This is a genomic window from Secundilactobacillus muriivasis, from assembly GCF_054785195.1.
Genome location: NZ_BAABMI010000006.1, coordinates 66273 through 89645 on the forward strand (window position 1 = coordinate 66273; position 23373 = coordinate 89645).

Sequence of the window (23373 nt, forward strand, 5' to 3'; positions counted from 1 at the left end):
CCCCACTAATCATTGTAGATGGCTTTGAGTGCATTTAGATCCGCCGTCGACAGGGTCGTTCTGCTCTGATCGACTGGATACATAACTGATAACTTACTCGTGCTATGGTCCAATCCCAGTGCGTGTCCCAGTTCGTGAGTTGCCACCGACTGCTTGATGGCCTGTTGTGGATAGGCCACGTTCAGCCCCGCTCTGGCATGGTTGACCGTGTAGGCGCCCCAGCCGGTTTGTTGAATGATTTTAGGGCCACCGTGACCAGACTCGATCATCCCCTGCTGGGTGTTAGCGCTACTCATCTGCTTTTCGTAAACAAAGAAGGTAATTGAATTTTGTTTATCCGTAGCGTTCCCCGCCACCAACTTCACAAGTCCAGTAGCGTTATACGTCGCAACTGCGGCTTCAAACGCTACCTGAGCAGACGATGAAACATCGCTAGCAAAGTGGTAGTAGTACGTCTTCTTCAACGTTTTTCCCTGTACAATATTTTCAATTGGCGTTTGATCTGCCGACGACGTTTCTCGCTTCTGCGTGCTGCTCGTCGATTGTTGTGCATCGTAGTTTGGTAAATACCGGTCGGCTAATTTCGTTAATTCAGTTTTAAAGTTAACTGGCGCTGGTTTGCCATCGATTGTTAGTGGCACAAATGCCAGAACCAATAGGGCAACCGCCCAAGTTAACCACGTTCGTTTGCGCATCCGTGCGCCTCCTCTAGCGTGCCATGGTGGTTCGGCGCGTTTTCTTATCGCTACTACACTACTGATTTTTTGGGGTGAGGTCAATTGTTATGATGGGATTTTAGGGAATTTTTTGGTTTTGGGTGAGTCTAGAGTGAGGTTTGGCCGAATGCGATTCTCTAGTGCAGTGTTTAATACGCCAAAAAACGCAGGGCCCGGCCATATAAGTGCAATAAAACAGGAACGCCCAAAAGCCGGGCATGTTTTCTGTTATATCGACAAGAATTGAACTTGGCGCTTAACGTCTTCATTCTAGTTAATTTTCCGACACCTCACATCTGTTATGTAGCCTAAACGCGCCAAAAAACGCAGGACCCGGCCATATAAGCGCAATAAAACAGGAACGCCCAAAGAACGGGCGTTCCTGTTTTATTACGCTTATATTCTGGGTCCTAACCGCGTTTTTTTGCGCTCTACAACGGAATACTAACCACAAACACCGCCCCATGCGGATGATTATCTCTCACATAAAGCTTACCCTTATGCTGACCGACGATCCAGTGGGCAATCGCTAACCCCAGCCCATTGCCACCGGTTTTCGAATTTCTTGATTTATCCGTTCTGTAGAAGCGGTCGAACACTTTAGTCTTATCTTCGTCCGCGATACCTTCACCAGTGTCTGCCACCTCTAATTGGAGGTTGTCGTGCACCTTAGTGGCTTTAATGCTAACGGTGCCGTGCTCCGGCGTGTATTTGATCGCGTTATCCATCAAAATGGTGATCAACTGGCGAATCAAATCGGCGTCCAGCTTGCCCTTGCCTGCCACCTTAATACTGGATTGGAAGGACTTTTGCTGGCTCATCGCAATTTCTTGGTACGGCTTGGTGACCTGCGTCAGCCACTGCTGCAAATCGACCTCAGCCGGATTAATTTGAATGACGTTTGAATCCGACCGTGCCAGTAACAGCAACCGGTTGGTCAACGTCTGCATATGGTTAACTTCATCCAGTGCCGTGGCTACTTCATCAATTTCGTCCATCACCCGAGATTTTGGCTTCGTCAGCAAATACTCCAGTTGGTTTTGAATAACCGTCAACGGCGTCCGCAACTCATGCGCGGCGTTGGCGCTAAAATCTCGCTGCTTTCGCCAAGACGTAATGATTGGCTTCATACTCGACCGCGATAGCAGGTACGCAATCGCAATCGCCAAGATCCAGAAGATGATCAACGTGACCAGCAGCGCATTTCGGAAACTATTCAACGCCAATAAGTCCGCGTCCACGTTCTCCATGATCAGTACATAACGCCCGGCGTACATTGGGTTTAAGTTTGATGCGGGTACCTTGATCAGCAGTGTCCGGAAGTGACTCGTGACATCATCCGACGACAACGTCAGCTCCTGAACTTTGTCCAAATCATTCACATTTAACTTGGTCTTCTTCAGTAAACTATAATCCCGTTCCCCAAGCATCGCCTGGTTCATGATTTTACCCTTACTGTTAAACACCACGATGTCCGCTCGAAACGGCCCATCCTTGGTTGGCATGACGGTGTTCTTAGTTTGAGTGCCCCGTAAGTGATTCCACTTCGGCTGTGGCACGTTTTGCAAGATGCGTTGTTTCTGCCCGGTAAATCCCGAATTAATATCGCGATAAACGGACTGGTAGAAGAAGAAATAAACAACTAGTCCAAGGGCAGCAAACAGCAACGCAAACGTGACTAACTCCTTTAAAAAGAGCTGGAGTTGTTGCTTTTTTTCGGGGTTTTTAACTTTCAACTCAATCCTCCGTTTCTAACATGTAACCGACGTTTCGAAGCGTCCGGATCGGTTGTTCCGCGACGCAGGCCTTGATCTTCTTTCTCAGGTTGCTCATGTACACTTCCACCACGGAAAGCGCAGTATCGGAGTCAAAGCCCCAAAGTCGATCAAAGATCTGATCCTTCGTAATGATGGTATCAGGATTTTGTAAAAAGTAAATCAAAAGGTCATATTCTTTCCCGTTCAGAGCCAGGCTATTGCCATCGACCGTAACGGTTCGGTTGTTCAAATTAGCCGTAAAGCCAGCCACTTTCAGTTGGTTATCAGCACCCAAACTACCCGTCCGGCGTAACAGAGCCTTGACCCGCATCAGTAATTCTTCACGGTGGAAGGGCTTCGTTAAGTAATCATCTGCGCCCAACTGGAAACCGTGAACCTTATCTTCCAGCGTATCCTTGGCCGTTAAAATCAACACCGGCATGTCGACCTTGGCTTCCGTCCGCCAGTATTTTAAAATATCGTACCCACCGATCTGTGGCAACATCAAATCTAAAACGGCGAGGTCATAAATGCCCTCCTGCCCCAGCATCTGACCCTCAAAGCCATCGTTGCTGACCGTGGTTTCCGCAATGTCCGTCAAAAAGCGTTCTAGGCTGGTGGCCAGCGCTTCATCGTCTTCAACGATCAAAATCTTAAGTTCACTACTCATCTCCGTGCACCTCCATCAAACTTGTCTTGATGTATTAAACCTAGCGATTTTTTGAGCGCAGGTCAATGCCTAAATCTTGACTTCGGCCACTTTTTTTAAATTTTAAGGTTCCCTTATGTTCATTTAGGTATCTTTAATAGTGTTGAACGCCAGCTTATTTTAAGGGCGTTACAGCCGAATTTGGACTGAAGGAGGCAGCTCATGCTAGCCACGTCACCGTCGACAACTGACACCAAGCGATTTCACGTGCCCGCGATCGACTTTGTTTTTGCTCTTATTTTAATTCTTGCGCTGTTTCTCTATAGCTGGCAGATTGGTAACGCCAGCACGACCAACGCCTACTACACCCAGCTCATCACGACCATGACCAAAAGTTGGCATGCGTTTTGGGTCGCCGGTTTTGACCCCAACAACGTCAGTACCGGTACCCAACCACCCGTCGCCCTTTGGTTTATGGCCATTAGTGCTAAATGCTTTGGGGTCCACACCTGGAGTCTCGTGCTCCCCTCGATTGGTTTCGGCGTTGGTTCAGTCGCGTTGATCTACCAACTCATTACGCCAACTTTTGGCCGCGCTTCCGGTCGATTAGCTGCACTGGCAATGACGCTAACCCCAGTTGTTGTCACTAACTTACGCGCTAATAATCTCGATACGACCCTGCTCTTCTTCCTACTACTCGCTTGTTTGTTACTTGAAAAAGCCCTCGCACAAGATCAGCTGGGTTGGTTAATTGGTAGTTTTGCGATGATTGGGATTGCCTTCAACATCAAACTGATGCAGGCGTTTTTAATTCTCCCCATCATGGTCATCATTTACTGGTTAGCGACCACCACGTCTTGGCGTCAAAAATTGACCCACCTCTCACTGGCAGCCGTTACCCTGATCGCCTTATCAGTCGTTTGGCCCCTATCAATTGATTTCACAACCACGCAAACCGCAACCCAGACCTCTGCTTTGCAGCTCGCGTTTTCAACCAATACCAACCAATCCTTGTTAGCGCAGTCGAGCTATAACAGCGATAGTAGCGCTACTCAACCAAAACAATTAGCTAACAGCACCACTCACCCCAATCGAACAACGGCTACCAGCATGACCAGTTCAACCGCCAACCGGCCGGCGCCAAATCAAGCCACGACAACAACTGCCACGACTCAGTCGCTCGTTCAAGCAACGGTCGGTTCACAGGGAAGCTGGCTCTTACCATTTGCCATCTTCGGCCTCTTCGGTGGTCTGTCATTCTTCCGGGATGCCAAGCGCAAGTGGTGGCAGCTCACCAACAAGCAACAGCAACTCCTGTTGTGGGCCGGCTGGCTCTTACCCGTTTACGGTTTGCTGATGATCAACGCCTTCCAAGCGGATACGTTGGTCATGTTGGCACCAGCCATTGCGGCACTGTTTGGCATTACCCTGCCCGTCTTGATTCGGTTATATCACCGATCGACGTTAAATAACTGGCAGTACTACTTACTACCGCTGGCCATTGTTACCACGACGAGTCTGCAGGCCTGGTACGTTTATAACTACTACGCCTTACTAGCATGGTTGCTACTCGCAATTGGCGCCATCGTCAGCATGGTGCTGATTTCTGGGCGACAACGACGGGCCATCCGCTGGTTAATTTCAATCGGCCTGCTGACCATCGCCATTGCGCCGGCTTGGTGGTCGCTGACCCCAGCGTTAGCCGCAACAACGAGCACCACGCACACAACCGTTGCCAGTTCGGCGACCCTAGACACCAAGTTACTCAACTATCTCACAACCAACCAAGGATCGGCTAAATACCTCATGGCTACCGACCAAACCGCAACCGCTGCGCCCTACATGATGAAAACCGGGCAACCGGCCATCGCACTGGGTGGCTACAGCGGTACGGCAACTACCCTGACACTGACGCAATTCAAACACCTCGTCGCGAGTGGTCAGGTTCGGTTCTACTACACAACCGGTAACACCAACTCAACCGCCATCACACGTTGGATCAAAGCGAACGCCGAAAAAATCGCGCCAAGTCAATATCAGACCCGACCAACGCTGGCGAAGCCTAATGCGGCCACCGCAACTAACCCAACGTCAACGGTCGCCGGTCCCCATCACCGACCACTCAATAAAACTGCACTTTATGATCTTAGTACCATCTACTAATCACATGATTCACGCCCCAAAGGAGGACTAAAATGACGCAAACTGAACACATTTCCATTGTCATTCCCGTATTTAATGAAGAAGCTGGCATCGATGAAACCATCGACGTCTTAGAAAACTACATTGCCAACCGGCTGGAAAGCTACGACCTGATTTTCGTTGACGATGGCTCCACAGATCGTAGCGTTAAGTTGATTCAACAAGCCGTTCAACGCAACGAAAACATCAAACTGATTCAACTGTCTCGAAACTTCGGCAATCAAATTGCCATTACCGCTGGCTTGCGTTACGCATCGGGGGATGCCGTGGTGGTGATGGCTGCTGACTTGCAAGATCCACCCGCCGTGATTCCAGCCATGATCGATAAGTGGCGCTTAGGCTACCAGGTCGTTTACGGCAAGCGGGTTTCTCGGGCCGGTGACAGTTGGGGCAAGAAGTTGATGGCCGCCAGTTTCTACCGGTTATTTCACGCCATCACCACCATCAACGCTCCGTTGGACGCTGGCGATTTTCGCTTAATGGATCGTCGGGTCGTCACGGAACTTCGTAAAATGGACGAACCCGATCCCTTCTTACGCGGAATGGTCAGCTGGGTCGGTTTCAAGCAAACCAGCGTGACTTATGAACGGCAAGAACGGCAACGTGGCAACACGAAATCAGCTAACCGCGAGATGGTTCGTCTTGCGGTAGATGGCATCACCGGCTTTTCATCACTTCCATTAAAACTACCGGCTTGGTTGGGAAGCTTCTCGATGCTGATTGGTCTGGGCTACCTGTTAAGTACAGCCTTCACCGGACTGACGACCTTGAAATTTCTGGTGTTTGCGCTGTTCTTCTTAGTCGGCATCGTTTTGGTCAGCCTTGGGATTGCTGGCGCGTACCTTTACCGGATCTTTAACGCCGCTAAGAAACGCCCGCTCTACATTGTTGAAAGTGCAACGGGCTTTTCGGCAAAGCAGCAATCGGTATTGACGTTTAAAACGAACGCTAATGATAAGAGTGAAAAAAAGTCTCACACTGACTTTGATGAAAGTGAGCCTAAACTTGGCTAACATGATGATTTGACCTAACAGCCTTTCGATTTCCTAATTTCAGGATTTCTCAAGGCTGTTTATTTTGTCTTCACTTGAATTAGACCAGTTGATGAGCAAGCCTGATTTGACGTTATAACTATAATCAAAACGTCCTATACCACTACATCATTTTTGGTCTGTACCGTCTTTGTGCATTTTAAGTCGCTTCAATTGATATGTCGCACCGATGCCGATAAAATCCAGTTACAGTTATCAGTCAGGCCCGTCTTTTTGACCGTCCCACTTAGTATTAATTTGGATTGCACCGTTATCGGACAAGTTAGGCATCATAAAGGAGAAATGAGTGTTGAAAGAGAAAACCACCTTAGGACTCAAATCGATAACATCATGAATACGACTGCAACAAGCACCAGAGTTGGCAACATCTCAACAACGCCGCTCATCATTTTAATGATAGCGGGAGACTGCCAATCCCGAATGATAGCTATCACAGGCCTGGCAACGCTGGCAACGACCCCAATTCAAGCCGCACAGATGCCAACGACCAGCCAATCAGCGCAAATCATTAACGCACAATACGTCACGTCACTACCGATTCAACACAAGTTTATACAACCCAAAAATCGCACTGAATTAGCATAACCCGCTACTTCAGTGCGATTTTCAACTTAATGCTTATTTAGTTTTAACGTGATTGACCGTGCAACTGGCCAAGTGGTCGTCCAGAATGCCCAGTGCTTCCAGCCAGGATTGAACGATCGTGGGACCCACGAATTTGAACCCTTCCTTTTTCAAGGCTTTGCTAACACGTTGCGATAGTGGTGTTTGTCCCGGTAAATCAGCCATCGTGGCGTACCGGTTCACCTGTGGCTTACCGTCAACAAACGTCCAGAGATAGGCGTTCAACGACCGGCCAGCTTCGTGCCACTTGACCAGCAACTGCGCATTCGCAATCGTCGCGTCAATCTTTCGCCGGTTTCGAATAATGCCAGCATCTGCCATCAATCGTGCGACATCAGCACCATCGAACTGAGCGACCTTCGCTGCGTCAAACTGGGCAAACGCCACTTTAAAGTGGGCCCGCTTATTCAACACCGTTTGCCAGCTTAAACCGGCCTGCATCATCTCCAGCGTCATTAGTTCAAAGGTTTCGGTCTCATCGTAAGTCGCCACACCCCACTCTTCATCGTGGTAGTGCCGCATCAAGTCTTTCTCCGTTTCACCCCAGTCACAACGGGTCATCTAATCAGTCCTTCGTTCAAATTAAGATACTTGTTGGGTCGTGAGCAGTTGGGTCAAATACGCATGGCTATCACGCATCTCTTGGCAATCATTTTGATCCGCCAAATCGATTTCGTAAATGTTACTTGCCGTAGGATTCACAACCCCCATCACCCGATACCAGTCAATTTTACCACGTCCCAGCGGTAAACTGTCGTGCGTTACCCCCATCGAGTCAACGAGGTGGTAGTGCACGGTTTGGGGGGCTAATCGCCGGATGCTCCGAACCAGTTGATCATTGTTGCCGTGGAGCACGATGAACCCGTGACTTGTGTCGTAGCACAACCGGTAGTGGTGCGCCATGACTTCGCGTTCAATTTCAGGATCCCCGAAGTCAAAGACTGGTGAGGTGGAATTTTCAATCATCACGTGATTGCCACCTAAAGCCTGAAAGTAGTCTAAGCGTTTAAATACGCGACGACGAGCCGCCATCAGTTCGCGCTTATTGGGTACCGTTTGACTGTAAGCGCCGTGGATCAATACCTGAACATTGCAGGCCACGGCCAGTTCGATCAACGATTCCGTGCTGGTCATCATGAACTGGTAACTTTCAGGATCCGCTAACGCCGAAACCGAGATTTCGTTGTGGTGATGGTTAAACGCCATTGGGTGGTGGATCACAATCGTCCGTACGCCAGTGGCCTTAACATAAGCGATCATCGCTTTCAAATGCGCCAGACCACTTTGCGTCATGTCTGCAGCAGTTGTATAAAATTCAAAGACGCTTGGCCGATACTGTAGTCGTTCGTTTAATTGTTCGAATGACGTACTTGCTTTTAATCCTAACGTTGGCATCATTTGATCACCTCATTTTTTATTACTTTCAGTTATAGTCGCTTTAACTTAATAAAACCATAAATTCGGCTTGATTATGACAGCTACTAAGACAATGTTAAGGTTCATTACCAAACGTTAAGAACTGACACGCCAAAGGAGGGTTTGCGATGTTACTTTCTCACCGTTTTCGACAACTCATACTGATACTCACCATGGTTGCGAGCACTTGGTTATTCTGTCTCCCGGTACACGCAGCAACCCCCTTTGGCCCTTACCGGTTCGCCACACCCAGAGCGACCGTTAAGCTTCAAGGTAGTGCCTACTACCGCGGTATTTGGCAACAAGCCATCACCGCGTGGAACAAAACCGGCGCCTTCACCTTTAAAATCACCACTACTAATCAGGTTCAGGCCAAAAACTGGTCCAACACCACCACCGACCTCGCCATTTCCGGCCAAACGCAGCTCTTCAGCCGTGGTAGCCAGATTCAATCCGCCATCACCCGCATCAACTCAGGCGTGTTCAAGTTTTACAAATACAGCAGGGCTTCCCGCGTCATCGTCGCCGAACACGAACTCGGCCACGTCATCGGCTTGCAGCATAGCACCGACCCCACCAGCGTGATGTACTATCGCAACCGCTACACTAGTATCTCGGCGGCAGACGTTGCGAGCGTGAAACAGCATTACCAGTTGCCACTGCTACGAATTGCTGCGCCGTTAATGGTGCAATTGGATGATGAACCGGTGACCATCATATGTGACTTGCAAGCGTTTGATACCTTGGCGGATACTTCTGTAATTATCAGCAATTGACGCTTGTGTCCAGCGTAAGCATTCTTCTGTTTAGTTTGTGAGGTGCGATGATTTGCGTAAACTGTCGATTCCGGTAAGCGGCTAGGTTCCTGCTGTGGGGCCGGCCTGAGCCGAAGGGCGGTCTCAGGCCTCGAAGTTAAGCCTCGCCACAACCCACGCGAGTCTTAACTTCGTCCCCGATAATTGGTGGTTGTTGGAAGAACACCAACAACCACCAATTATCGCGACACAGCATCCACCTAGTCGCCTACCTGCATCTCACATTGCGTAATTAGGCGCTATTGCAGATCATCTCAAGTGCTTAATTGTGCGGTTGACCACGGAATTGCAACGACCTCCGTTGACAACCGCCAGATTTTAGTATCACGCAATCGTTGGTCCATTGCTGTTGCTGAGCATTGACCATAATCGTTTATTACGGTTGTCGAGTTACCATTCAACGTCGCTATTACGCAGTTCCGTCAACTTCAGAATGTGACAGCCAGATGTTCTGTTACCGACAACGCACCATGTAGCGGGAGGCGGAGGCGCGCGAGGCTCAGCAGTGTCGGTATGACTTAAGCAGTCGTAGTCCGTGGGGTTCGGGCTGCGAGTGCTTTAGTCATACGCGGGTCCGGAGAGATCCGGCATGGGCGCTTTTTGCCCATTCCTAGCTCGTAGGCCCGCCACTGCGTTCCAGCCTCGCATAGCGCCGGAGTCTCCCGCGGCATCCCCCACTATAGAAGACCAGAATCACCGAGCTTCACAAACTACACATGCTTACGCTGGACACAAGCGACAGTAAAAAGCCTAACGCACAACGCGCTAGGCTTTTTAACGTTCATCATCACAACCGTGGCAACAATTCAGCCAAAGTAGTCACCTCGCCGATTCGAGGCATCAGTCGGTTCAAAATAAACTCATGGTTCTCAACGTTGCGGTCTGAGCAGGCATCCGCGACAACAATCAACCGGTAAGCAGACTGATAAGCATCCAACGCTGTCGCGTAAACGCCATTGGAAGTTGAAACCCCGGTTAGGATAATCGTATCGATACCGTGTCGGCGAAGTTGCAGATCCAGATCAGTTCCAAAGAATGCCCCCGGATTATGCTTCGTCACCTGAATGACATTTTGTGCATCGGTATCATGCGCAACATCGAGGACTTGCGTAATATCTTCTTGAGTCCGATCAATCGTGCGTTCGTCTTGGTGTTCATCAATCGCACTCAACCGATGGACATCGCTGACGTTGACACCCACCAGCGTGATGAGTGCAGCGGTATTTTTCAGATGATTAGCTAATTGATTATTGGTGGCAACGACATCATCCACCGCATACGGGACTAATGGTTGCGGGTGCAAGATATTTTCTTGAAGATCGATAGTGACCAGCGCCGTTTTGGCGAGGTCGAGTTTGGTTTGGGCCATGGTTAGCAGCCTACTTTCGAATGAATTTGGCATTAAATGCGACCTTTATCATACGCCAACCGAGGCCACCACACAAATAAGCAGCGCTACCATATCCAAGATGCGGACACGATCACGCTGCTCAAAACAACCTTGCTGAGGTGATACTTGTTCTTTCTCTACTACTCATACCGCTCTAGATAGTCACGGATCACGCATCACCTCCATCACGCCGACGCCGTTTCGTTAAACCAACTAATCCTAACAAGCTCAGCAGTGCAAGTCCAACCTGACGCCAAATCGAAACCGCATCATCAGTTTGAGGTAGCTGTTGTGCTGCTTGCGCGTCTGTTGCTGCTTGCGCCGTCCCGGCAGTCGGTGCCTGGGGGGTAGCAACTGGGGAGGAAACTGCCGTTGGGGACGCTTGTGGTACTTGCTGGTTGTTAGGTTCCCGGGCCGGTGTCGATCCAGTTCCGATGCCAGTGCCTGCTTGGGGGGCTTCAGGTGCGGTTGGTCCTAGCTGGTTAGGATCATTGCTTGGCGTTTCGGAAACTGGACCCGGGGTTGGTGTTTCAGGACCAGCCGATCCTGGGGTGGTACCGTCAGGGGTTGTGCCAGTGTTACTCCCGTCCGGCGTTGTACCACCATCGCCAGTTCCTGAGCCAATTACAGGATTGGGCACGTAGGTGATCTGGGTATCTTCACCCAAGTCACTTGGAATTGGTGGCAGGTAGCCCTGCGTTGGGTCGTTTGGATCCTTTGGTGTTAATGGCTTACCATCAGGCCCCTGTGGTGTCTTCCCCGGTACGTATGGAATTACTGGGGCTGCTGGGTCGGTAACGTCCAAGATACCATCTGGTTTCGTTGGGTCATTCGGGTACGGAATTGGTTCGCCACCCGGCTCAGTAGATGTCCAGTTCCCCACTTTCTTGTAAGTCACGTCGACCGTCACATCAGGACTATCAGCTGTCAGATTCGTTACGGTTGGCACCTTATCTTTATCCGCAAAGTAACCTGGTACCGTTGGAATCACCACGGTATCAAACGTGGTATCGCCATCAACCGCCGTCCATGGACTGTTTGGTGTCACTTCGCCGGTTACTAGGTCAACGGTGCCATCACGGGTAAAGGTCACCTCATCCGTATAAGTCGGTGCCGTTGGGTTCCCGTCAACATCCGTAAACGTGACGGTTTCAGTCACGACTTTCGTGAGCGATGTGGTATCGTCACTACCCGCTGGCCACTTCGGCCCATCTGGATCCTCTGGATCAACCGGCTCACCCGGTTTCCCAGGAGTTTCGGTCGTCACCGCTGCCGTTCCGTGGATGAACGTGACAACGAATGCCTGATCTTGCTTGAGATCATTGTCAAACTTGACCCCATCTGCTGGATACCCATCGTTTTGCAGGACGTATCCCTGAGCAACCAAGGCCGCAATTCGCTCAGCTGTCCGGTAATCACTGACCGTACCACCTTCACCCGTAAATTCATCCACGTCACCGATTGGCTTTGGGTTCGCTTCATCGTTCACATCCTGATAGGTCACGGTTGCCTTTTGGATGTTGTCCACGTACGTGATTGGCGTTGCTTCACCTGGATCAGCCGGCGTTGGCGGAAGGTACCCCTGACTCGGATCATTCGGATCTTTTGGCGGCAAATTCTCACCATTCGGTCCCTGTGGAATCAAACCTGGTACGTAAGGAATCACTGGCGCATCTGGTCCAGTTGGATCGAGTACTCCGCCCGGATTGTTTGGATCATTTGGATAGGGCACTTCCGGATAACTCGGGTCAGTTGGTACCCACGCCGCCAATTGTTGGTAAACCACTTCAACGACTTTATCTTGACTCTCAGCAGTCAGGTCGGTTACTGCATCCACCACGGGCGTCACTGTGTAATAAGTTGCAATGACCGGACTCGTCACAGCATCAAAAGTCGTGTCGTCGTTAGTTGCCGTCCAAGTTGTTGATGGGGTGATCTCGCCGGTAACAAGGTCCACCGTTGCGGTTCGAGTAAAGCTGACCTGATCCGTATGGGTTGGCGATACGGTGTCACCGTCAGGCCCCACGTAGGTGATGGTTTCGGTTACCGTTTTTGATAGGTTCGTCACATCATCCGAACCAGCTGGCCACTTCACTCCATCCGGGTTATCAGGATCGACTGCCGTTCCTGGAACCCCCGGTTTATCTGGGGTAATAGTTTCAGTACGGTGAATGAAATCCATCGTGAACTCTTGGTCGACGGTATCATCGCTATCGACTTCGACGTCATCGGGAATGTCGCTTGTAACGTAGACATAACCCAACTTCTCTTGAGCAGTACGTGCCCCCATCAGCAAAGTCCGTCCCTACCAACTCACCTGGTGCGCCAGTCATGTAGTGATCCACCAATTTTTTCGGATCACTCGCATTCGTGACATCTCGGAAATGAAGAATCACCAATTGAGGATTGGTCTGATAGTCGATTGGCGTGTCGATATTCAATGTCGTTGGGGTTGGCGGAAGGTACCCCTTAGTCACATCATTAGGATCAACTTGCGTTAACGGCTTACCCGCGCTAGTTGGCGTTTTAGTAGCAACATACGGGATTACTGTGTCTGTTTTAATCGCGCTCGCATCGTTAGGATCATTTTCGTAATCAATGTCGCCAACACTCGGATCATTCGTCGTCCAGGCACCTAATTTTTGATACGCCACGGTGATTGGAATCGGCGTCGTTGGATTGTTCAGATTGATGGCTTCAATCCCAGCAGCATCAACGACTGGTTGCGTGGTAAAATACCCCGTCAATACCGGCGTGACCACTTCATCAAATTGGCCATTCGTCGTTACCGGCGTCCATTCACCATAAGTTGGATCCGGCGTTGTGGCATCCGTCACCGTCACGTCACGGGTAATCGGCAACGTCTGCGCCACAACTTCAGCTACCAGGTCTCCTTGATCATTAACGTAAGTGATGTTCCGTTGAGCGTTGACGACTTGTGGTAACGCTACGATACCAGGTGTGTCGCCGAGGTCGTTTGATTCAACCACGAAAATATCGGTACTTGGATCAAAACCCGTTAGGTCGGCAGTCCAGTTACCATTATCATCGACCGTTGCGGTGACGGTTTTATCGCCGTTCGTGATTGTAATGATGTTTCCCGGCGCAGTGCCGGTACCGGTGACAACAGTCGGATTAGGCTCTACAGCATCAACGGTTGGCGTCAAGTCGATCGTAGTTGCAATAAATTGACCTTGACTACCAGTAACCTGCATTCTGCCATCAGTTCCGGGAACGACCATATAATATCCCCGAACTACCATCCAAAAATTACCATAATCGAAGGTCGCAGTATAATCTTTTTCTGGAATTACAATTGTGTTTGTACTATTAGCTAATGATACTTGCGCAGCTTTAACTTCTTCCGCATCGTTGGTTATGTCTGTTTCAGTAATCAGGTCAATTTTTTGAACTAACCCCCACTCATTAGCGCTACCTTGATCCGCTGACCAAACGAACCATGGACCGCCGATACCCGGTTTCATAAAATAGTCACCGTTAACAGTTATCGTTTGTCCTGGAACGTGCATCGTAACCACTGATTGATCAGTTAACGTAATTTGGCCATCAATTGTTCTAGTATTAGTCGCCGAAAAAGTAACCCCTTGAATGTAGGATTTATTCGTGAACACTTCTGTTATCACATCATTAGGTGCATTGGCCGCAGCGGTATTGGGTGCAATTCGAAATACTTGCTCGCCATCAGAATAGAGGATATTGGTATTCATTGTCGTTACAATTTGATCAACTTGGGTAACGACCGAACCATATTTTGGCGTACCGTAAGCTAATTCAGTGATATCGATACTATTCGGATTAACCGCCGATACTGATGACCCCGTAGCCGCCAACGCCAATGGTGCTACCACATCAGCCGATTGGGTCGTAGCAGCCGCACTCTGTTCACTGCTTCCCGTGGTTGCCGGCGCTTCAGTAGGTGCTACTTCTGGAACTGGTGTCGTTTCAGAGGTACTTTGCGCCGTGGTTGCATTGGATTGCGTATCAGTGGTAGGTGCCGGAACAGCTTCGGCCGGTGTCTGGGTAGCTGGGACTTGAGTTGCCGGAGTTGTCTGTGTATTATCTGCTGGAATTGCCTCAGCAACAGGTGCTGACTGGGTCGTTGACTCAGGTGCAGTTGTTGTCGGTGCCTGAGTCGTTGGCGTAGTTGCTTCAGGTGCACTCACGGCTGGCGTTGTTGAAGCTGGCTCAATCACGTCAGTCGTTGACATTTCGGCAGCGGTTGCTGGCGTTAGTGGATCAGCCACTGAATTAATCGTAGTTGAATCAGCTGTCGTCGAATCGGCCGGTGCGGTCACCGCCGGTTCAGTCGTATCCGCCTTTGCGCTAATCGTTGTTCCAGCCAGCCCTAACGTTGTGGCAGCAACCCCAGCAATTAACCACTTCGTGCCAGATTTGTATAATTTAAACCAAACTTTCGTTTCTGTCGTATCCCTGATAAGTCGTTCGTGTGCCTGGTTAGCTTTTCTTCCCATCGATTGTCACACTCCTTTTCGCTATGCCTCCTAGATTGATTTAGGCCATCAATCTGCCCTAACTATCGTTTCAAACAATCGGTCTAGCCAACTTTTCATCTGAAGTTTACCGGGATTAGGTTTAGGTATCAAGCATTTCTTTCTAAACCGGAGAAAGTCGGTATAATTGGTCTAGAACGTCACAAATATGCGTTCGTTCCAACAACGACAGTAACTGTCGGATTATCACACACCTTATCAAATCTGACGTATCAATTAATCCAAACAGATTACCCAGTAAAAAGGTGCCGTATTAAACCTGATCATACCATCAACTAAACCTTGTTATTCCACTAAGAGTTTTGTAAGATTAAACTAATTTAACCATATTACTATTGATATTCAGGAGGCACTATGAGAAAGAAAATTGGGTTACTTATCGTAGTCAGTTTAGCCTGCCTGATTCTGGTCGTTGGCGGTCTGATTCACGCAATGACGCCTCAAACTGCTACACCAGTTCACCACACAGCGCAATCATCCGCAACCCAAAGCAGCAACAACTCATCCCAATCGACGAGCACAACTTCTCAGCCGAAAAAGCAAGCAACGGTGACGGTAAACAGCCAACCCGCTACGCCTAGCGTTGTAAAGGCACTGAGCTTCTACAGTCCACAACTTCACCGCCAATGGCGATACCGGGTTTACCTGCCAACGAATTACCAACGCTTAAAGGCAAGTGGCACCCGCTTCGCCAGCATTTATATGTTGCATGGGCTTTACGGTGACGAAACGAACCTCACCACCCAAGCGGACTCGAAAGCCTACCTTGACCGGCTGATCAAGCAAACCGGCATCCCAGTTGTCGCAATTTTCCCAGATGGCGGCAATTCGTTTTACCTCGATAACGCCAGTGGCAAAATGGAAAGCGCAATTGTTGATGATTTAGTCCCTAAAACAGTAGCGACCTACCATCTCGCTGGTCAATCTAAACGCGCGATTGGTGGGATTTCCATGGGTGGCTACGGCGCTGCTCGGTTGATTTTCCGACACCCGCACCTCTTTTCAACTGGTGCGCTGATTTCTCCCGCCATCTGGCAGCAGGTACCGGCAACCGTTCAAACGAACACGCAGATTCCAGCGTTTAAGGTTAACGGAGCGTTTAGCCAACGAACGTTTGAACAGGATCAACCAAGCCGGGAATTGCCCAATTATCTGAAACAGATTAAAGCGCCTGCTCACTTTTACATTGAGACAACATCAAAGGACACCACCGTTCCCGTTGCCGATGTTAACCGTTTCGTTCAACAGTTACGCGCTCAGCACCTTCGACCCGTTTATCAAGTGGACCACTTCGGCAACCACAACTGGTCGTACTGGCAACATGCATTACCATTAGCTTACCGTGATATTTTTCAGCAATTTAAATCCTAATTTGAGGTGATCAATCATGCTTTACTGTCCTAAATGTGGCACACCAATCAGTGCTACCGATACCTTTTGTGGTAACTGTGGTCAAAAATTAACGCCACAAGCTACTACTAATCAAGAAACATCAACGTCACAGTCCGAACCGACACCAACGGCACCTACGACAACTAAGCCAGCTCGCCGCACGGGCCACCACACCGGTAACGGTAAGCGCAAGTGGCTGATTGCGGTGCTTGTCGTCATCGTGATTTTAGGTGGACTCTACGCTTGGGGCAACAGCAATTATAGTAAGCAAAAGCAGGTCAACAACATGATCACCACCCTCCAAAAACGGGACCAGACCGGGGCCGTTAAGTTCCTAACGACCACTGATCCAAGCCTGTCGATCAACGCGAAGGGGTTAGCGCCGTTCATGACTTATTTGGATCAAGACAAGCAGTATTTGGCCAACATGAAAAACGACCTGCTGACTACCGACCAAACCAGTGATGGTACCTTTAAACTCGTTAAGGACGGGCACGAAGCGTTGATTTTCCCTAAATACAAACTGGAAACCATCGCCATGTATCCAACGGTGACCACCAACATCGACCAAGCTACTATTAGCCTCAACGGGTTGAACGTGGCAACGGCCAACAACACCAACTATTCCTACAAAGCAGGCCCCCTGTTCCCCGGTCGCTACACCTTCAAGCTTGGTGGCAGTGCCGATAATTCAAAATCGGTTACGAAGAATCTTGTTTCAGCACAGGCCAAGAGTATCAAGATCGACCTCTCCACACCAAACGATGATTCTGACAGTGATACCCCAGTGACTGCGACCCAAGCTACCAACAGTTCAAGTGCTTCGGCTTCGTCATCATCCGAAAGCAGTGACGTCGATAACTCAGACAGTGGCGACAACAACCACGGCCTGTTTGAAGAAGAGTACAGCGGCGATGAACAGTACGGCATCGACGAAATTGCCGATGACTACGGCTTCGACTATGACGACTACACCTACATCGTCAGCTGGCCGCATCAAGATGTCCTTCAAGTAAAGGCGTACGACAAGGATACGCACCAGTACGACGAAACTTACCGGTATGACCAGATCCATGATATTTCGAGTTCATTGGATGAGTCGACGGGAAAGTTTGAAGAGTAGCGTGTGAAACAAAGCGTTTAGAATCTTGGCGCATAAGTGGCGTCCCAAAACGTGATTAAGTCCTAGAATAAGACAATAGCGGCGTGGACTCCGATTCTTGGAGTCTACGCCGCTATTGTCTTATATGAACGGAACTTGCGTTTTATCACGCGTTTAGGCTAGTTAACCGTCTTGAATCTCAATAATATCCTTAACCAACTATGAGTTAAGACGCCAGTTCGATACTTGTCAATCTAACTCCTAAAATCTAATAAGCACTAGTCGACCGCAAAACCTCCGGATTTCGGTTCGACAACAGTAAACCGTGACCGGCATTATCAAAAGCCAGCGCTTCAAATTCGCGGTGAGAATTGAACTTACTGTATTTAAAATCACTCGACTTCAACGAGCCGTTGCCGTTTAACTTTTTAGCTGGGAAACTCGTAATCGAATCGTCCGCCACGAGGTATAGCCGACCATTATGCGCGTTGTAACCGATGGCCTGTTCATGCGTGCCTGGACGCCGGGTGAACAATTGTTTCGTCAGGCGGAAGTGCACCGTCTTTGTCCCAATCGTTCCCTTATAAACCTTCACCTTCGACCCAGAAACGGTCCAGTAGTAGGCGTTACCACTATGATCAAAGGTTAATTCATGGCCACCCGGGACGTTAACGCCGTGGTTGGTCATGTGGAAGGTGATTGCTTTATTGGGCGTCAATGATGAGGTACTGATGCGCTGCAGCGTTGACGTTCTAGTCGCCTTCATGGTTAAATCGCGCCACATGTACAGCGACTTATGCTTCTTATCGTAAGCCAGCGACTGACCGTGGCCGGTGGTAAAAATGCCGCCAATTTTAACTGCCGAATTGCCGGATTTGCTATCCATGGCAGCTTGAGTTTTAGCGTATGACATTTTGTTGAGCTTGTTCATATCAAACCGCGCAACGAAACCCTTGTTCGTCATGCCCGGCGTGTAGTGTGGCTGGTACAGCACGTACAGGTAGTGACCGCCGTCGTAGGCAAATGACTGCGGATTGGTCATATCGTATTTGGTATTCCCCTTCGCCGCATGGGTCGTTGGTAACTGATACTTCGTTTTCAACGTCCACTTTTGGTTACCACCAACACTACTGATGGTGTTGGTGCCACTCGGATCCTTCGCAAACTGGTAGGCGCCAGCTTTGACGAAACCCGTGGCGGTGTTATTCACCGTTCGCAGGCTATTGCCCGTGTACTGGGTGATGGCATTGCTAGACTGCTTGTAACTAGCGGCCTGTGCCGTGGTTATAGTTGCTGCTAGCACCCCTAGGCTAGCGGCGATGGTGAGGATGATTGATCTACTTTTCATGATGATACCCCCTATTGTTGATGGGTTAAGGATACCACAGTTTTTGGGGCGGGGTTAGGGGGTGCGTAGTGAGAAATGCAAATAAACGACCTGCGCCGAAATGAGTTTCAAAAGACAGGAGTTGCATGTAAGGCCCTCCCAGCACCCCCCCAAAAACCGGGGAGTACATTGCTATTTCCGAGTGCTACTGGCGATGTTCATTGCTACTACTTATTTTCGGTGCCACTTGGGCTTTGGTTGGCAATAATTGACATCATTTTGAAGTTTGTTGACGTTACTACTTTGATTAGCCTGCGCCGAAATGAGTTCCAAAAGACAGGGAGTTGCATGTAAGGTAACTACGATAAAACCGCCAGGCCCGGGCACTTTCATCGTAGTTACCTTACACACCACTCCCTAATCGTCTTTTTCCACTCTCTGATACTGCGCCGAAACGAGCTCCGCAAAACTGAGAGTTGCATATAAGGGCACCTAAGTCATACTGGCCAAAAACCAGCCAGTATGACTTAGGTGCCCTTATACTCCACTCTCAAACCGTTTTGCTCCGCTCTCTAAATCAGCGTCGCAATTGCCTCACAAATCCGCTTCGTCACAACCGGGTTATCCATCGTATACAGATGCACCCCATCGACGCCCTCTGACAAAAGGTCGACGATTTGGTCCACCGCATAGGCGATACCGGCGTCTCTCATGGCGATTTTGTTGTCTTGGTAGTGGGCCATCATCTTCAGGAACTTTGGTGGTAGCGCCACGCCATTCATCGTCGCCATTTTTCGGATCTGGCGTTCGTTGACCACTGGCATGATGCCGGCTTGAACCGGGACATCGATGCTGGCTAGTTCGCAACGTTCCAAAAACTGGTAGTAATGCTCATTTTCAAAGAAGAGTTGCGTAATTAACTGAGAAACCCCTGCGTCAACTTTGCATTTGAGTCCTTTAATATCACTTACGCTATCTTTTGCTTCCGGGTGAACGTCCGGGTAACACGCACCCAGCACGTTAAAGTCCCCATCCTGCTTGATTTCCGTCACCAAATCACTAGCGTATTGGAAATCACCGGGAATGTGGCCGTCCTCGGGTAAGTCCCCTCTTAACGCCAGGACGTTGTCCAACCCATCGGCTTCAAGTTCTTTCAAATACTGTTGAACGCCAGCTTTCGTGAAGTTGATCCCCGGAATGTGGGGCACCGCTTCAATGCCGTACTGCTCTTTGATGTAGCGACACAAATCTAACGTACCAGACTTGTTGTCCCCACCACCAGCACCGTACGTCACACTGATGTAGGCCGGTTTCAAACTCGCTAACGTTTCTAACGATGTGTAAAATCTGTCCAAAGCCTTCTCAGAAGCATTTGGCCGTGGTGGAAAAATTTCAAACGAAATCACGGGGCGTTCGTTGAAACAATTAACGACCTTCATGAGCGAGTTCCTGACGTACTTGGTGCGTTGCCGCTACAACGTTTTCCAGACTAGCAGTGGTTTCAGTCGTGCCCCGTGTCTTCAAACCACAGTCCGGGTTGATCCAAACGTTGTCCAGTGGCACCTTCTTCAAAATCTTGTGAATCGTGCCCGCAACTTCAGCTTCGGATGGGATCCGTGGTGAGTGAATGTCGTAAACACCAGGGCCCACGTGGGTCTTAAAGTGGTCTTCTTGTAGCGTATCCAACAGTGTCAAGTCAGCCCGTGAGGCTTCAAATGAAATCACGTCAGCATCCATATCATCGATGGCATCAATGATGTCGCCGAACTCACTGTAGCACATGTGGGTGTGAATCTGAGTCGTTGCTTGAACCTTGCTACCAACTAACCGGAACGCTGGAATGGCCCAATCAAGGTAACGGCTGTACCAGTCTGACTTCCGCAGTGGTAACTTTTCGCGCAAGGCAGCTTCATCAATTTGGATGATCTTAATGCCGTTCTTTTCAAGATCCAACACTTCTTCTTGGATGGCCAACGCGATTTGGAGCGTGGTTTCCTTCTTCGAAATGTCTTCACGAGGGAATGACCAGTTCAGGATCGTAACGGGACCGGTCAGCATCCCCTTCATTGGCTTGTCAGTCAAACTTTGAGCGTAAACGGATTCGGCAACCGTGATTGGCGCGTTCCGTGAAACGTCACCCCAGATGATTGGTGGCTTAACACAACGCGTCCCATATGATTGAACCCAAGCGTTTTGGGTAAACAGGAAACCGTCGAGTTTTTCACCGAAGTATTCAACCATGTCATTGCGTTCGTATTCCCCGTGCACTAACACGTCGATACCGATTTTTTCTTGGAATTCAACGCAGGCCTTGATTTGGTCGCGGTTGAATTGATCGTACTGCTCCTTAGTGATCTCGCCGCGCTTGTATTTGGCCCGGTTACGACGCACTTCGCGGGTTTGTGGGAATGAGCCGATCGTGGTTGTTGGCAGTTCTGGTAAGTTGAACTCCTTCTTTTGGATGGCAGCCCGTTCTTCAAAGGATGGTTCGCGGTGGAAATCACTTTCCTTCAAAGCAGCGACTTGGTCAATGATGGCTTGGTTTTCTTCGTAACGTGGTTTAGCGAAAAGGGCTTGGTTGGCAGCCAACGCATCCGCGCCGTTGCCGGCCAAAATGTTGTCCAAATCCTTTAATTCAGTCAACTTTTCCTTAGCGAAGGCTAGATACTTGATGTACTTATCCGCCAACTTATCTTCGTTCTCCACCGTGTATGGCACATGGAGTAATGAACAAGAGGTCGTCAACACAACGTTGTCGGTTGGCAATTGCTTGATCAACGCGAGTTTTTCGTCGTAGTTGGCCTTCCAGATGTTCTTGCCGTTGATCACACCGGCAAACAACGTCTTATCAGCTGGAAAACCCTTGCTGGTAACGAGGTCGAGAGTTTCAGCGCCTTCCAAGAAGTCGAGGCCTAAGCCGTCAAAATCCAAGGAGGTCAACAGGTCGTAACTATCACGAACATCGCCGAAGTAAGTTTGAGCTAAGACCTTCAAGCCATGCTTGCCGCTCAAAAGTGGCTTGTAGATGTCGGTAAAGAGTTCCAAATCAGCTTCCGTTTGGTCTTTCACCAAAGCAGGTTCGTCTAATTGGATCCATTCCGCACCCAAGTCAGCCAGTTGACTCAAAACGGCATCGTAGGCCTTGATCAAGTCAGCGGCGTAATCACGGGCTTGCTTACTGCCGTTGTATTGGCCTAATTGTAGCAAGGTGTAAGGGCCAACCAAGGCTGGACGAGTTGCGTAACCTTGAGCCTTAGCTTCTTTGTATTCGTCAAAAATCTTCGTTCCGACTAGTTTCACATCGGTATCGTCATCGAATTCTGGTACCAAATAGTGGTAGTTGGTGTTAAACCATTTCTTCATACTCAAAGCGGTCACATCACCGTTATCACCTTGGTAGCCCCGCGCTTGGGCGAAGTATTCGTCAAGCGTTGAGAGGTTCAGATCCTTATAACGCTTTGGCACGATGTTGAACAACGTTGCCGTATCCAACGTGATGTCGTAGTACGAAAAGTCGTTAGACGTTAATTGGTCAATGCCAGCATCACTGATCGTTTGCCAGTTTTGTTGGCGCAGTTCAGCGGCGGTTTGGGCCAATTCGTCAGCGGTGATCTCGTGCTTGAAGTATTTTTGAACGGCGAACTTTAATTCACGGTGACTGCCAATACGTGGGTATCCAATAATTGTGGTTGTCATAAACGGTTATCTCCTTTGCGCGTTTGTGCGCGTGTCCGTTCAGGTACCGTCGCTGCTCCAGAGCATCAGTGAGCCATCGATCTTCCTTTCGGATTGATGAGTTGCTGATACGGCCGAACAATTTACGGTGACACCTGAACCTGTCAGTGGGTCACTTCAATTTAAATCGAATCAACTGAAGCGCTGCATGACCTGACCATCAATGCCGTCACCAAGTAGAAAACTAGCAGTTGCGATTTTATTACAATGTAAGTAGCAGATCTTGGCCACTATATTTTCCTCCCTTCGTCATTGATGAGATTACCTAAACAAAAAAATCGCCCTTACTCCCGCATAGTGCGAGAATAAGGACGATTGCTCGTGTTACCACCTTAGTTCGAAGCGGACTTCCATCCACTTCCTCATTGGGTACCTGTTGATACCTCAGCGCTGTAATGGGCACACCCATGATGAACTTACTTGCGCTCGTCCATCCGTTTAGTTGAAGACCATCTTCACGTTCGCCCCGTACCGCTTCACACCAACCGCGGTTCTCTTAGACAGTTAAGAACGTTACTCATCTTCTCATCTCTTTTTCATATCGTGGGAACATGATAACCCGGTTAAAATTAAATGTCAAGTCCCAGTCCTGATTGTTTTTTTCGATTATCAAATATCTGTTACTATCAGCGGTATCTTAACCATTAAACCGCTATCACAAGTC

The 23373-nt window shown here is 49.3% G+C and carries 17 protein-coding genes and 1 other annotated feature; of the genes, 6 read left to right on the forward strand and 11 right to left on the reverse strand.

The features are described from left to right. Nucleotides 1-5: 5 nt before the first annotated feature. From ACYVR3_RS01220 to ACYVR3_RS01230, 3 genes are all read right to left on the reverse strand, one after another. Nucleotides 6-695: a M57 family metalloprotease gene (locus ACYVR3_RS01220; protein ID WP_082624507.1), complete on the reverse strand. Its 690-nt coding sequence runs from the start codon at nt 693-695 to the stop codon at nt 6-8. Nucleotides 696-1147: 452 nt separating this feature from the next. Then, the gene (locus ACYVR3_RS01225) at nt 1148-2452 is read right to left on the reverse strand and encodes a sensor histidine kinase (RefSeq protein ID WP_054735821.1); all 1305 of its coding nucleotides are present in this window, start codon (nt 2450-2452) and stop codon (nt 1148-1150) included. 1 nt (nt 2453) lies between these two features. Further along, nucleotides 2454-3143 (reverse strand): response regulator transcription factor, encoded by a 690-nt coding sequence (locus tag ACYVR3_RS01230; RefSeq protein ID WP_057152335.1) that lies wholly within the window; start codon nt 3141-3143, stop codon nt 2454-2456. Between the two features lie 201 nt (nt 3144-3344). Here ACYVR3_RS01230 and ACYVR3_RS01235 point away from each other — a divergent pair, with 201 nt between their 5' ends. The 3 genes from ACYVR3_RS01235 to ACYVR3_RS01245 all read left to right on the forward strand — a co-directional run bounded on the left by ACYVR3_RS01235 (nt 3345) and on the right by ACYVR3_RS01245 (nt 6961). Then, nucleotides 3345-5285, forward strand: a complete 1941-nt coding sequence (locus ACYVR3_RS01235) for a glycosyltransferase family 39 protein (protein ID WP_461242789.1) — start codon at nt 3345-3347, stop codon at nt 5283-5285. A gap of 32 nt (nt 5286-5317) precedes the next feature. Further along, on the forward strand, nt 5318-6337 hold the full coding sequence (locus ACYVR3_RS01240) for a glycosyltransferase family 2 protein (RefSeq protein ID WP_461242790.1): 1020 nt from the start codon (nt 5318-5320) through the stop codon (nt 6335-6337). A gap of 459 nt (nt 6338-6796) precedes the next feature. Then, nucleotides 6797-6961: a hypothetical protein gene (locus ACYVR3_RS01245; RefSeq protein ID WP_461242791.1), complete on the forward strand. Its 165-nt coding sequence runs from the start codon at nt 6797-6799 to the stop codon at nt 6959-6961. Between the two features lie 33 nt (nt 6962-6994). Here ACYVR3_RS01245 and ACYVR3_RS01250 read toward each other — a convergent pair whose 3' ends face one another. Together ACYVR3_RS01250 and ACYVR3_RS01255 are read right to left on the reverse strand one after the other, a co-directional pair. Then, complete coding sequence (locus ACYVR3_RS01250; protein ID WP_461242792.1) at nt 6995-7561, reverse strand: DNA-3-methyladenine glycosylase I; 567 nt, start codon at nt 7559-7561, stop codon at nt 6995-6997. 21 nt (nt 7562-7582) lie between these two features. After that, the gene (locus tag ACYVR3_RS01255; RefSeq protein WP_461242793.1) at nt 7583-8398 is read right to left on the reverse strand and encodes a sugar phosphate isomerase/epimerase family protein; all 816 of its coding nucleotides are present in this window, start codon (nt 8396-8398) and stop codon (nt 7583-7585) included. 146 nt (nt 8399-8544) lie between these two features. Between ACYVR3_RS01255 and ACYVR3_RS01260 the strand changes: the two genes are divergently transcribed. Continuing rightward, nucleotides 8545-9192 (forward strand): M57 family metalloprotease, encoded by a 648-nt coding sequence (locus ACYVR3_RS01260; RefSeq protein ID WP_461242794.1) that lies wholly within the window; start codon nt 8545-8547, stop codon nt 9190-9192. 826 nt (nt 9193-10018) lie between these two features. Here the strand turns inward: ACYVR3_RS01260 and ACYVR3_RS01265 are convergent. From ACYVR3_RS01265 to ACYVR3_RS01275, 3 genes are all read right to left on the reverse strand, one after another. Next, nucleotides 10019-10600, reverse strand: coding sequence for an isochorismatase family protein (locus ACYVR3_RS01265; protein WP_461242795.1), 582 nt, complete (start codon nt 10598-10600; stop codon nt 10019-10021). 190 nt (nt 10601-10790) lie between these two features. After that, a complete protein-coding gene (locus tag ACYVR3_RS01270; protein WP_461242796.1) occupies nt 10791-12911 on the reverse strand; it encodes a mucin-binding protein in 2121 nt (706 codons plus the stop codon). Continuing rightward, entirely contained in the window at nt 12847-15114 is a 2268-nt protein-coding gene (locus tag ACYVR3_RS01275) for a mucin-binding protein (RefSeq protein ID WP_461242797.1), read from the reverse strand. Before ACYVR3_RS01275 ends, ACYVR3_RS01270 begins: the two co-directional genes overlap by 65 nt. 393 nt (nt 15115-15507) lie before the next feature. Between ACYVR3_RS01275 and ACYVR3_RS01280 the strand changes: the two genes are divergently transcribed. Both ACYVR3_RS01280 and ACYVR3_RS01285 read left to right on the forward strand, forming a co-directional pair. After that, nucleotides 15508-16524 (forward strand): alpha/beta hydrolase, encoded by a 1017-nt coding sequence (locus tag ACYVR3_RS01280; protein WP_461242798.1) that lies wholly within the window; start codon nt 15508-15510, stop codon nt 16522-16524. 16 nt (nt 16525-16540) lie between these two features. Continuing rightward, nucleotides 16541-17668 carry a TcaA second domain-containing protein gene (locus tag ACYVR3_RS01285; protein ID WP_461242799.1) on the forward strand — a complete coding sequence of 376 codons (1128 nt, stop codon included), beginning with the start codon at nt 16541-16543 and terminating at the stop codon, nt 17666-17668. A gap of 247 nt (nt 17669-17915) precedes the next feature. Here the strand turns inward: ACYVR3_RS01285 and ACYVR3_RS01290 are convergent, their stop codons facing one another. The 3 genes from ACYVR3_RS01290 to metE all read right to left on the reverse strand — a co-directional run bounded on the left by ACYVR3_RS01290 (nt 17916) and on the right by metE (nt 22670). After that, entirely contained in the window at nt 17916-18995 is a 1080-nt protein-coding gene (locus tag ACYVR3_RS01290; RefSeq protein ID WP_461242800.1) for a hypothetical protein, read from the reverse strand. A 551-nt stretch (nt 18996-19546) separates the two neighbouring features. Beyond that, entirely contained in the window at nt 19547-20413 is an 867-nt protein-coding gene (gene metF, locus ACYVR3_RS01295; protein ID WP_461242801.1) for a methylenetetrahydrofolate reductase [NAD(P)H], read from the reverse strand. After that, nucleotides 20400-22670 carry a 5-methyltetrahydropteroyltriglutamate--homocysteine S-methyltransferase gene (metE, locus tag ACYVR3_RS01300; RefSeq protein ID WP_461242802.1) on the reverse strand — a complete coding sequence of 757 codons (2271 nt, stop codon included), beginning with the start codon at nt 22668-22670 and terminating at the stop codon, nt 20400-20402. Before metE ends, metF begins: the two co-directional genes overlap by 14 nt. A gap of 343 nt (nt 22671-23013) precedes the next feature. Then, nucleotides 23014-23246: a binding site (T-box leader), on the reverse strand. Nucleotides 23247-23373: the final 127 nt, after the last annotated feature.